At 49.3% G+C, this 12,536-nt stretch carries 13 protein-coding genes; 12 read left to right on the forward strand and 1 reads right to left on the reverse strand.

Annotated elements, in window-relative coordinates; translation table 11 throughout:
* Entirely contained in the window at positions 1–342 is a 342-nt protein-coding gene (locus G459_RS0100675; protein ID WP_157373246.1) for a hypothetical protein, read from the reverse strand.
* Between the two features lie 161 nt (positions 343–503).
* Between G459_RS0100675 and G459_RS0100680 the strand changes: the two genes are divergently transcribed.
* The 12 genes from G459_RS0100680 (at position 504) to G459_RS0100735 (ending at position 12,534) form a co-directional block, all read left to right on the forward strand.
* Positions 504–1,079, forward strand: coding sequence for a Pvc16 family protein (locus G459_RS0100680; RefSeq protein ID WP_026965900.1), 576 nt, complete (start codon positions 504–506; stop codon positions 1,077–1,079).
* A 1-nt stretch (position 1,080) separates the two neighbouring features.
* Complete coding sequence (locus G459_RS0100685) at positions 1,081–2,073, forward strand: hypothetical protein (protein WP_026965901.1); 993 nt, start codon at positions 1,081–1,083, stop codon at positions 2,071–2,073.
* Between the two features lie 30 nt (positions 2,074–2,103).
* The gene (locus G459_RS0100690; protein ID WP_026965902.1) at positions 2,104–3,693 is read left to right on the forward strand and encodes a phage tail sheath family protein; all 1,590 of its coding nucleotides are present in this window, start codon (positions 2,104–2,106) and stop codon (positions 3,691–3,693) included.
* Positions 3,694–3,744: 51 nt separating this feature from the next.
* Entirely contained in the window at positions 3,745–4,197 is a 453-nt protein-coding gene (locus tag G459_RS0100695; RefSeq protein WP_026965903.1) for a phage tail protein, read from the forward strand.
* Positions 4,198–4,202: 5 nt separating this feature from the next.
* Positions 4,203–4,661, forward strand: a complete 459-nt coding sequence (locus G459_RS0100700) for a phage tail protein (RefSeq protein WP_026965904.1) — start codon at positions 4,203–4,205, stop codon at positions 4,659–4,661.
* 1 nt (position 4,662) lies between these two features.
* Positions 4,663–4,848 (forward strand): DUF5908 family protein, encoded by a 186-nt coding sequence (locus G459_RS0100705; RefSeq protein WP_026965905.1) that lies wholly within the window; start codon positions 4,663–4,665, stop codon positions 4,846–4,848.
* A 3-nt stretch (positions 4,849–4,851) separates the two neighbouring features.
* A complete protein-coding gene (locus tag G459_RS0100710) occupies positions 4,852–5,514 on the forward strand; it encodes a CIS tube protein (RefSeq protein ID WP_026965906.1) in 663 nt (220 codons plus the stop codon).
* Between the two features lie 7 nt (positions 5,515–5,521).
* Complete coding sequence (locus G459_RS0100715; RefSeq protein WP_026965907.1) at positions 5,522–7,321, forward strand: phage baseplate assembly protein V; 1,800 nt, start codon at positions 5,522–5,524, stop codon at positions 7,319–7,321.
* A gap of 7 nt (positions 7,322–7,328) precedes the next feature.
* Positions 7,329–7,628 (forward strand): PAAR domain-containing protein, encoded by a 300-nt coding sequence (locus tag G459_RS0100720; protein WP_026965908.1) that lies wholly within the window; start codon positions 7,329–7,331, stop codon positions 7,626–7,628.
* 1 nt (position 7,629) lies between these two features.
* Positions 7,630–8,043: a GPW/gp25 family protein gene (locus tag G459_RS0100725; protein WP_026965909.1), complete on the forward strand. Its 414-nt coding sequence runs from the start codon at positions 7,630–7,632 to the stop codon at positions 8,041–8,043.
* Positions 8,044–8,139: 96 nt separating this feature from the next.
* Positions 8,140–11,757, forward strand: a complete 3,618-nt coding sequence (locus G459_RS0100730; protein WP_026965910.1) for a hypothetical protein — start codon at positions 8,140–8,142, stop codon at positions 11,755–11,757.
* A gap of 18 nt (positions 11,758–11,775) precedes the next feature.
* On the forward strand, positions 11,776–12,534 hold the full coding sequence (locus G459_RS0100735; protein WP_051315005.1) for a hypothetical protein: 759 nt from the start codon (positions 11,776–11,778) through the stop codon (positions 12,532–12,534).
* Positions 12,535–12,536: the final 2 nt, after the last annotated feature.

The following is a 12,536-nucleotide window of genomic DNA, read 5'->3' on the forward strand; positions in this document are numbered from 1 at the left end:
CTATTGTTTGAATACATATTCTACGACGATGTCTTCGTTTTTGGAGCTTTGTTTTTTCTGAAGTCCTTCGAGGAGATTTCTAAGAGCGAGATTTTCCCGGTCCTCCCGGTCGACCTTCTCACTCAATTCAAGATTGATCTTTCGGATTTCGAGTAGCTCTTTCTCAAGCTGATAAACGATCTCATCCCTGCTCGCCAATTCCCTTTGGAGAGCGATTTTCTCGAGATTTAACTGGTCAACGGAATTCTGTAAAAAAATTTCTTTTCCACGGTAATTTTTTTTCAAAAAGATAAATCCGGCCAAGAGGAAAATTGATAGGATAAATGGCAAAAATGAATACATAACCTGTTATTTGTTTGCTTTTGTTAATTAATTGAATGTTATTGAAGCCACGAACTAATTTGCTTTTATAGGCTTATTTTTCTAATATAAACACTCTTTAGATATTATTATCAGGGTTACTCCTGCTTTCTTTTTTCTGTTAGACTTTTATTTAAATTAGAATGGTCGATGTACTTTTGATCCATATCAGGGATCTGCTGAACCAATATTTTAAGAATCAGTATGGCTTCGCTGAGAACAAGGTAGTAGTTTCCAATTTATTGGACAATTCCGGTTCGTCACCCGTAGAGCTGGAAGACCGGATCGTTTGCTTTTTGTTGTCACTGAATGAAGAACCCGCCCTAAAAAATAAAACCTCGAGATCGTCGGGAAATGGGTCCGTTTTTCTGGACAAATCTACCCCGTTGTACCTCCATCTTCAGCTTGCTTTTTGTGCCAATTTCAAGAGCAAAAATTACCTGGAAGGTCTCAATTACCTCTCGCAGACGATTAATTTTTTCCATCAAAACCGATCGCTTAATCCAGCTAACATCCAGGGCTTGTCCAGACGAGTGGAGAAGATCTCGTTCGAACTCTGTACGCTATCCTATGACAGCCTGAGCCATGTCTGGTCGGCCATTGGGTCGAAGATCATGCCTGCTGCTTTCTACAAAGTCGGCCTTGTCATATTTGACGATACTCCTATTAAAGGAGTTATCCCGGCGATTTCTGCCACCGGCACCAAAAATGTCAACTAGCATGAATCAGAATTTTTTCCATATAGCCAGCATTAACTTTCACCATGACTACAGCGGGAAAGACCTATTCGAGGGGTTTTCGGTGTCGTGGGCTCCAGAGAATAGCAGGAGGCTAGCCAATCTACAGCTACTGATCAAGCCTTTTGCAGGCGGCATCCACCTCCTAGGTTCTGATCCAGAGCTTTTGCGAGGAGAAACCGAGCCGTTACTGCTTCGCCTGCATCCGACCGATCCGCTCTTTTTCAATTTCACGGACTTCGGCCAGGAGGTCAAACCCAATTCGAAAGTTTTTCTCTTTTCAAATTCAGCCAAAAGTAAATCAGCTGATTATCTCCATTCCGGTGATTTTGTAACGATTGAGGATAGCCTGGATTCTGCCAACCAGAGAACCATCGATGAACTACTGACGCAGCTTTCCAGCGGGAAGGCTTCGCTTCGGGATGCGCGGGGTGAGGAGCTGGTGCCGGGGGATTACGCCAGATATTTTTTGGAAAAAGGAGAATCCGTCTTTTATGTAAGCAACGGCTCCGGCACGACTAGATTCTACCGGCGGAGCTCCGGGATGGAAAGAACGCCTTTTGGGATTATTTCCCTTGATCTCGATCAGCTGTCCCTGGCGTATCGCGAAGTAGGTGAGACGCTAAATCTTCAGATCCGGTTCAGAAGCCGTCGGACTTTTTGGAAATACATCCTGTCTGATCGGGTCTTTGACAAGTTTTCCAGGCTGTCGGTGATCGATGCCCAAAACAATGAGATTGTCTTCAAAGAGGAAGAATTTGAGATCCAGCCAGCCTGGAAAGTCAGAAGCTTTCTGTCCGACGTGGAAATACCTTTTAACGCCGACTTTAATCCCCGTTTTCAATTGATCGAACGATCCAAAGAAGAAAATCAAGCGGGGAAAGTAGTCTACAAACAACTGCCAAAAGCGAGTCCAGAGCAGCTTTTTCAGCGCTCATCCAACACCGAAATTTCTTACTCCCATATTTTTATTTAACCAATTTCTCACTTTAACAAACGTACAATTATGGCACAAAACCTCATGACACCGGGTGTTTACATTGAAGAAAAAAATGCATTCCCCGGCTCCGTAGTTGAAGTCGCTACCGCTATTCCCGCATTCATCGGGTATACGGAGCGGGCTTCGAGGAATGGGAAGTCCCTGGTCAACACTCCTACCAGGATTACCTCTTTTGCAGATTACATGGAGCTTTTTGGTGGAGCTTTCAGTCCCAAGTTCACACTGGCAGATGCCCAAAACGGGGATAAAAACCTCGTAACCATCGGCGGTGTTGAAAAATCCATCCAGTACAAGGACAACAACCTGGTGTATCTTTTCAACAGTATCCGGCTGTTTTTCACCAACGGAGGCGGGACTTGCTACATCGTATCGGTAGGTACTTATGCCGGTAAAGATGCCATCGAAATCAAGAAGGATGACCTCCTGGGCACTGGCAAGGACGCGAACGACAAGCCAATAGAGGGCGGACTGGCTAAGCTTGTGAAGGAGCTCGAACCGACTATGGTCGTGATCCCCGATGCAGTGGGTCTGGGTGCCGACGCCTATGAAGTCTACAAGCAGATGCTGGCTCACTGTGCCAAGATGCAGAACAGAGTTGCCATTCTCGACGTGTTTGACGGATTCAACAGCCGCGAAGACGGAGACGCGGATAACATCACCGTGTTCCGGGAAAAAATCGGTACCGAATACCTGAGCTACGCTGCTGCCTACTATCCTTGGCTGGAGACTAACGTGGTTCAAAAAGGTGAAATCACCTTCAAGAATTTCGACGACTCAGTCTCTCTGGAAGCGATCCTTCCCGAGGCGCGGGCGGTTGGCTTGGCTCAGGCTTTCCCGAAGACCTCGGATGATTTTAAGACGATGTTGAAGACTGATAGACCGGAACTTTCGGATGAAGACGTGGAGTCTCTTCTACCGGGCTACATCAAAAACAAAGAAAGCAACTTCCACTTAGGACTTTTGGCGACGAGCCCTACCTATTCCGCCTTGCTCGATGAAATCCGTGCGGTCATGAACCTGCTTCCTGCAGCTCCCGCCATGGCTGGCATCTACACCATGGTGGATAACAGCCGCGGCGTCTGGAAAGCTCCGGCAAACGTGGGATTGAATTCGGTGGTCAAGCCAGCGGTCAACATCACACACGACCAGCAGGAAGACCTCAACGTGAATGCGCTTTCCGGCAAATCAATCAACGCGATCCGAACTTTTCCGGGTGTGGGAACCCTGGTCTGGGGTGGCCGAACGCTCGACGGCAACAGTCTGGATTGGAGATACATCAACGTGCGCCGTACGATGATCATGCTGGAGCAATCCATCAAGCTGGCGTTGAGAGCGTATGTCTTTGAACCAAACGATGCGAATACCTGGGTGACAGTGAAGAGCATGGTTTCAAACTTCCTGGTGGAAAAGTGGAAGCAGGGCGCACTGGCGGGATCATCTCCTGAGGACGCGTTTGACGTGCAGATCGGCCTGGGCGCTACGATGACTGCCCTGGACATCCTTGAAGGCAAGATGCTGATCACCGTAAAACTGGCAATCGTGAGACCCGCCGAATTCATCGTGGTCACTTTCGAGCAGCAAATGCAAAAATCTTAATCGAGTCTATTCTTAACAATATATATCTAGCAACTAAAAATTTTAGAAATTATGGCAGGCGAAGCACAAGACAGCAATTGGCCATTACCCAAGTTTTATTTTTCAGTAGACTGGGGTAGTACTACAAACATTCCTTTTCAAGAAGTAAGCGGTCTGGAGATCGAGGCACAGCCGATCGAATACAGACACGGTAACAGTCCAGTTTTTTCCACCATCAACATGCCGGGAATCATCAAAAACAGTCACGTGACGATGAAGAAGGGCGTTTTTGTCAATGACAATGCATTCTGGGATTGGTATAACAAAATCAAGATGAACACCATCGAGCGACAAAATGTCGTCATCAAACTTCTTGATGAGTCTGGCTCACCAACCATGACTTGGACGCTCAACAACGCTTGGCCGTCCAAGATCAGCTCTACCGATCTGAAGTCAGATGCTAATGAAGTCGCCGTAGAGACGATCGAAATCTCCCACGAAGGGTTGACGATCGCTAACGGCTAAGGTAAATGGGGAACACGAGTTTCTTTCAGGAAGGATACACCCCGCCTAGTGCATTCTATTTCCAAGTGAAGTTTCCAAATTTCCCGGAGATGGATTGCAGTTTTCAGGACGTGTCCGGCCTAAAGGTCACAGTGAAGGTCACCGAAAAAGTGGAGGGGGGAGATAACAATTACATGCATTATCTCCCTTCACCTCCCAAATACGCTGACCTGGTACTGAAGCGATGCCTGCTCCAAAGCTCGAGCTTGGACACCTGGTGCCGCAACGCGCTGGAAAATTTCAAATTCGAGCCTTTGGACCTACAGATCATTCTTTTGGGAACCAATGCGGAGCCGATGGCTTCGTGGACGGTCTTCCGCGTCATTCCCCTTTCCTGGGAATTGTCTGCGCTGGGAAGTACCAAAAATGAACTGGCCATCGAAACCCTTACCCTCAAGTACAAGCACTTTAAGAAGGATAGCTGACATGACGTTGATTATTAAGCAACTGGTGATCAGGGGCGAGGTGGTGGAGGATTCTGCCAAATCGGACCGTGAGGAAAGCCTGAATTATGAGCTGGTCAAGCAGCTCATTGAAACGGCGAAAAAAGAAATCGAAAAGGGGTGCCAGGAGATGATCTCCGAGATGGTTGAAAACAACGCAGCGCGTTAAGGAATGGATTCCGGACAGTTGACCAAGATGAAATTGGTCGCCTATAAGAAGCCAGACTTCTCTGACAAGATCGGTGAATACGATGTCTTGGTCAACCCAAGCAAGTACAACGACAAGTCGGAACTGAAGTATTCGACCAATTCGTCTCCATTGGGAGTCTCTGCCGAAACGGTGAAGTTTCGCGGAGCGGGATCCAAGGTATTCAATATGGAATTCTTTTTTGACAGCACGGGAGTCATCACTTCTCAGCCTGTGGATCAGCAGATCGATTATCTGAGGAGCTTGGTCTATACCTACAACGGGGATATCCATGAGCCCAACTATGTGAAAATCATCTGGGGGACGCAATCCCTGTTTGAAGGAAGGCTGAAGGAGTGGGACATCCTCTATTCGATGATGGATCTCGACGGTACACCGCTGCGGGCGGAGATCAAGGCGGTATTTATCGGGACCGTCTCTGTCCAGAAGAAAGCAGCCGAGGAACGGCGAAACTCCTCCGATCTCACCCATATCCGGGTAGTGAAAGCAGGAGATACGCTGCCCGGCATGTGTTTTAAAATCTATGGCGAAAGCAAATACCACATCCAGGTGGCCGAATACAATTCTCTGGACAACATCCGGTCGGTGTCGCCCGGAGATCAGCTTATTTTCCCACCCTTAGTTTGAATCTAGAATGCCTGAATTGCTGACAGAAAATGATCTGCCGATTTCCTATGAAATCACCATCAACGGAACCGTTCTCTCCGGAGAAGTAGAGGTGATTTCTATTGGGATGACACTGGAGGTCAATCGGATCGCATCGGCAACTCTCAAGATCTCGGACGGTGGTGTCTTTGGACTGGAGAATGACCCATTTTCCAACAGCGCTTCGGGCGATTTTATTCCGGGAAATGACATCGAGATCAGTTTGGGGTATGGGGGAGAGAACGCGCTCGCATTCGTAGGAGTGGTGACCGGTCAGCGGATGGTCGTCCGCAGCAACACCTCGTACCTGCTGGTAACCTGCAAAGACAAGGCCTTCAAACTCACCAAATCACGATCCAATACGGTACTAGCCGATTCCAAAGATGACGACCTGTTCAGCACGTTGGTTTCCGGTGCGGGATTGACCGCAAGCGTAGAGTCTGCTTCGCAATTCACCTATCCGTTGTTTCAGTTCAATTCATCGGACTGGGACTACTTGGTGATCCGAGCAGAAGCCAATAACTTCTTTGTAACCACGCTGCAAAACAAGGTCACTGTGAAAAGTTTTGACTTTTCTGCTTCTCCAAGTTGTGCCATAGATGCCGCGCAGTCTGCCATTGAGGTAGACTTGGAGCTGAACGGGGAAAACACCTTTTCGGAGTTTAACTTCACCTCCTGGGATCCAAAAAATCAAGCCATCACCTCCGTCAGCGGAAGTATGGCCGATCCTGCGAGTTTTGGGAATCTGACCGCACAGACGATCGCCGAAGGTCTGTCTGTCCCCAAGTTGAATAAGTTCACCTCCGCATCGGTATCGACTGAGGAATTGACAGCCTACTCCAAGAGCTGGATTAATAAGTCCGCTTTGTCAAAAATCCAGGGGAAGATCACCATTCCGGGTACAACCCAGCTTTTGCCGGGGGATCTGGTGGAGCTGAAAAACTTTGGAGACCGATTTGACGGTGATGCCTTTGTCTCGAAGATCGAGCAGAGCTGTCTGGAAGGCAGCTGGACTACCGTCGTATTTGTAGGGATGCAATCCCGCTGGCACTCTTCCTTGCCTGACGTACAGGAAGAGGATGGACTGGGACTGTTGCCGGGCATACGGGGAACCCAGCTCGCGGTGGTCAAACAAATCGACCAGGACCCGGACGGAGAATACCGTGTTTTGATAGAATTGGTGACTTTTCAGGGCTCCTCAGGGATGAATGAAATCTGGGCGAGAATGTCGTTTAACTACGCTTCCAACCAAGCCGGATTTTTCTTTTTTCCTGAGATAGGTGACGAGGTTTTGGTAAATTTCATGAACGGAGATCCCAGATTCCCGGTGATTACCGGCAGTCTCTATAGCTCCAAGCTGAAACCGAAACTTGAACCGGATGCGGAGAATTCGACCAAAGCAATTCACTCCAAATCCGGCATAGCGATCATTTTTAACGAGAAAGACAAGATCCTGACCGTAGAGACTCCCGGAGGCAATACGCTGATCTTGGATGACAAAGAAGGGCAGATTACGATGACGGACAGCAACTCCAACAAAGCTGTCCTGAGCAAAGACGGAATCAGTCTGTCCAGCCCCAAGGACATCGTCCTCGATGCCAAGGGAAGTATTAACCTCAAAGCAGTCTCGGGCGTCAGCCTGGAAGCTTCGGGGGGAGATCTCACAGGAAAGGGCCTGAATGTGTCACTCGAAGCCCAAGTTTCCATGAAAGCTGCAGGAAATGCCTCAGCCGAATTTTCAGCCTCTGGCCAGACCGCTCTCAAGGGCGCCTTGGTCATGATAAATTGATTGAAATATGCCATTAGCTGCAAGATTAACAGACATGCATACTTGTCCCATGCAGACTCCGGGGGTCCCTCCAATTCCCCACGTCGGAGGGCCGGTCATCGGTCCTGGTGCGCCGACTGTCCTGATCGGGGGCATGCCCGCCGCCGTCTTGGGAGATTCCTGCGTCTGCGTAGGTCCTCCCGATTCGATCGTGATGGGCTCCGCTACCGTGATGATCGGAGGAAAACCCGCCGCAAGAATGGGGGATACCACTGCCCACGGGGGCTCGATTGTCTTGGGTTGTCCCACTGTCATGATCGGCGGCTGAGATGGGAGATTCGTCCAACGCATTTTTGGGGATGGGATGGGCGTTTCCGCCTGCATTTGAGATAGACTCCAAATGGGTGGAAATGGTATCCGCCGAAAAAGACATTCAGCAGAGTATACGCATCATCTTGGGGACCATTCCGACCGAGAGAGTCATGGACCCAAAGTTTGGCTGTGATATCCTGTCGTATGTGTTCGAAGCCAACGACCCGACCTACCTGACGCTGCTCAGAGATACCATCAAAAACTCCCTGCTGTACTATGAGCCAAGGATCAAAGTCCTCGACATCAGATTTGGCAAAGAGAAACTCCTCGAGGGCATTCTCCACATTCACATCGAGTACTCAGTGATCATCACCAACACAAGAACCAACATGGTTTATCCCTTCTATTTCAAAGAAGGAACAAACCTCTAACCCGGCTCGACGACTGATCTATTATGAAATCGGGCATGCCTCCCAGAGTCACACATTGGACAAGTGATGTGACTATTAAAAAACAAGTATAAACACATGAAAAACGGAATCAATCAATCCGAAAGACTACTCCCTTCGCTGGACCCCTCGTATGTGGTTCCGGATGAGCGTACTGTCTTGGATTTGGTTCAATTCACGCTGGATTACTCGGACGCCGTTTCCTATTTCAGTTTTCAAAATAAGCGATTAGACACGTGGAGGCCGTTTTTGTTGAACGATCCGGTGTTTATCGTCGGGATGATAGCCGCCACCTCGCTGGATGGTTACAAGCTCCGGCAGGACGATCTGCTGGCTAAGGCCGAAAACAGGAGGAACACCAAAAAAGAGATCCAGGAAGCCATGGCGACCAATCTCCTGGCGATGAGCAAGAATCTCCTGGTATGGGAGGAGCTTTTCAAAGATTGCAACTATTCGGGATTGATGGCCAAGGAGATCATCAACAGCAAAAGGTTTCTGGAGACCATGATCGGCCATGCTTTTCCCTTTCAAAGCCGCTATCGCGCGTCTGATTTTGCAGGCATTCCGATGTCGGCCAAGATGGACAGCCGCGAGGTGAACTTCACGGAATATTTTAAGGCAGCATATAAGAATCTGGCCTTTATCGTAGAATTGGCCGGGAGGCGATTTGAGGATCTTATCAACGAAAACACGGGCAATCACCAGCCGCATATTGGGTTGCTGCTAGCCGCGCTGAAACTCTTCAAGGAGGTGCAGGCAGATATGAATGCGATGACCCGCCGGCATCTCGACTTCTATTACCAGCGGGTGCTTCAGCAGGTATCGCCTCCTGCGAGTCCACTACAGCTTTTGATCGGTGTGGTCCCCAAGCCGGGTGCGCTGCTGCTGCCGGAAAACTCCAGCTTCAGTCTGCTTTTTCCCACAAAGAAGACCATCGCATTTCAAAACCAATTCCAGACCGAGCTGAGCCAGGCTAGGATTGTTGAGTTGAGAACCTTATACAAAAGCAACTATTTCCCTTTTTCTTCAGGCTTCAAAAGCGAAAAGATTGCTCTGAATGGCGTGTACGACGCGATTTTGTATCAGGGCGAGGGGAAAAATGAGGTTTCGTTCAGAGGAGACTCCCAGCACGATTTTCCGATAGTCATGGGGGAAGACCAAAGCCAAAAAGGGCTTAACCAACGGACAATGAGCGCTAGCTTACTGGGGCTTTTGGTAAGTTCACCGGTTTTTTTGGTAGAGAACGGCAGGAGCTTTTTTCAACTGACTTTTACACTCAGTCCTGCTTCCTGTGAGGAATTTAGGACCGTTCTCTCGGAGTTGCTGCACGAGAAGGAGGCAGCCATGGGTGTGGTTCATGACCATTCCGACCACGAGTTAAAGAGCTTTATCCAGGCATTTTTGAATGAGGCATTTACCGTGGCGCTCACCACCGCCAAGGGTTGGAAAACCCTGGATTTTCTGCACGTCAGATACCTTGATGGCGAGTGTAAGCTGGTGATCAAGTTGGAGCCGGAGGGCTTGGAGGAGTTTCCAACGTCGTATGATGCGGCACTCCACGGTGGCGTCTCGGGCACGACATGGCCTTGTGTCCGGTTTCTGTTGAATAACTCTGCACATTATCCGCCCTACCGGCCACTCGAGGCGTTGGAGATTTTGGAGGTGGAAATATCCACACTGACCAAGGGCGTAACTTCGGGATTTGACTGCAGCAATCAGCTCGGCAAGCTTGATCCCAGCAGCCCGTTTCTTCCTTTCGGATCATTGCCGACCAGAGACTCTTGCCTCAGAGTCTACGATCCGCTGATTTTCAACAAATACCTCTCGCGGCTTTCCGTGAAGTTGACCTGGATGGGACTGCCAGAGGAGCGGACAGGGTTCATCGGATACTATCAAGCCTATCCCGAGGCCGTGGACAATCAGAGTTTTCGGGGAATTGTATCGCTCAAATCATCGATCAGTGACGATGAAGAAGGTTTTCAGGCGCCGAAGCAGAAGGTTTTTCTTTTTGAGACTGTCGAAAAGTCTGACGGCGAACATCTCCTGAAAAATAAACAAATCGATCTCAATCTGGATCTAATTGACCGGACGATCCTGAAAGAACCGGTGGTCAAAACCCCGGGGCAGGACAATCCGGTTTCCTTTGGGATTCAACTGACTGATCCCAGTTTATTTGCTTTTGGGCACGAGTCTTACCCCCGGGTCTTTTCTGACATTTCATTCCAAAACAGCAGGCATCCCAGACGACAAAAAGAACTGCCACGGCCACCGTACACTCCCCAGCTGGAGAAATTGGAGTTTACCTATAGCAACCACACCAAAGAGAATCTGTCGAGGAGAGGAGAGGAAAACAGGGGAAGTGTCAAGATCTTCCATTTGTATCCGTTTGGACACAGTCAGGTATTTCCTGCGGCAGGAGCTGGGTCTTCTTACCTGATTCCGCAGCTGAGTGGGAAGGGGAATTTGCTGATTGGCCTGACAGGCCTTGCCGAAAATCAGCTGCTGAACTTGGGCTTTAAGCTGCATCCCGCTTTTTTCATCCACACGATCACGCAGCCACCCAAGGTGACCTGGGAATACCTGGAGAAAAACAGTTGGGTTCCGTTGGGCAATTTGCTGATGGAGGATTCCACTCACGGGATGCTGCAGTCGGGGATAGTGAAACTCAAGCTTCCGAGCCGCTTGGACTTTAACAATACCCGCCTGGCTCCTGGCAAATTCTGGCTCAGAGTCTCCAATTCGGGAAATTCCGACATCAACAGCCGACTGATCGACATGTTTACCAATTCCGCCTGGATCACGCAGGTGGAGGAAAAAGACCCGCCCGAGTTTCGCCCCGTGGAGTTGCGGGAAAATCTGACGGTCATATCGAACGGCAACATGCATTTAAGCCCGGCGGTCGGCCTCTATCATATCAAAATCGAGACATTCAAGCGATCTCCTGAGCAAGACCGGGCCAGAGTGAGCGAACTCGTGCGGCATCGAAACAGGGGCATTACCACTTGGGACCTGGAGCGCCTGGTACTGCAGCGTTTTCCCCAGATCGGCCGGGCGATGGTCTATGGGAGGACTGATTTTCCGCTTCACTTGGTCAAAAACAGCAACATTCAGGTGGTCGTTATTCCCCTTTCCCCGCTCAATTCCCAGATGAAACTGGAGGGTTTTCGAGCGCCTTTTGAGTTGCTGCAGGAAATCCGCAGTTACCTCCAAGGGTTTATTTCTCCCTTTTCGAGGCTGGAGGTGTGCAATCCGGTATTCGAGAAACTGAAGATCCGTGGGGCGGTCAAATTTCGCCAAATCCAGCAGTCCGGATACTATCGCGATATGCTGGAGCGGGAGCTGATCGAGTTTCTTTCTCCAAATCCCAAGGATTTTCATGAAGAAAAGGGATTCATCAACTCGATCTACAAGGCTGAGATTCAGAATTTCATCGAATCCAGACCCTACGTCGAATTCGTCACCGGGCTGTCGGTCCTACAGATCGTGGATGTGCAGGGCAGCTACAAGATCATCGATACCGCTGAGACGACCTACAGGGTGGAACTGCTGCGGACGATCAGTCCCTATGCGGTCCTGACTTCCTCCGAATCCCATCAGCTGGAGATCATCCAGGACCATACACTCTTGGATCCGGAGATCGCCAGTATCGGAGACCTGTCGATTGACTCGGACTTTATTATCAAACCCAAACAATAACCTGGCTTCATACCATTCATGGCAGATATCACAGAAAATAGTATTGTAATCAACGACCGCGAACAGCTCAAGAAGTATTTCAGAAGTGGAATGCTTCCCTCTGAAGTTCATTTTGCAATCCTCATCGATTCCATGTTCAACAAAGTGGATGACGGGATCAATAAAAATGACGAAGACGGGCTGATGATTTTTCCCGCCGGCGATGAGGAGGTTTTACTCAGTTTCTATGATTCGTTGAAAGACAAAAAGGCCAGCTGGGTCTTAGTCAACGGCCAGGGCGAGACCCAGGGCATGATTTTAAGGCAAAAAGGCGAGAAACATCCGACGATTTTTTTTCAGAAGAAGAGCGGAAACGTCGGAATCGGTACGGACCGACCCTCCCAAAAACTGGAGGTGGCTGGACTGATCGCCTCGACGGGCAGAGTGGGAGTTTTTAAGAAGGGACAAGTCCCTGCAGACGGTGATTGGCATGACGTTCTCACCAACCTCACGGGATGTCAGGGCTTTGAAATCATGGCACATGCGGGGCGCAAACAGAAAGGAAAATACGCGCTTTTGCACGCCACGGCTTTGAGTACGTTTGGGAATTCCAAACCTACAGTCAACAAGACCAGCGCGCATTTCGGGTTCTGGTGGAATAGGATTAATTGCCGCTGGGTAGGGGATACGTTCAACTATCGCCTTCAGATCCGGACAGGAAGCAACTACGGGGGCGACGCCAAGATTACTTTCCAGATCGGGAAGTTGTGGGACGATGATTTTTTGGCTGAATTCTGATC

Origin of the sequence: Algoriphagus terrigena DSM 22685 (genome assembly GCF_000429445.1) — a bacterium.
In the GTDB taxonomy this organism is placed as follows: Bacteria; Bacteroidota; Bacteroidia; order Cytophagales; family Cyclobacteriaceae; genus Algoriphagus; species Algoriphagus terrigena.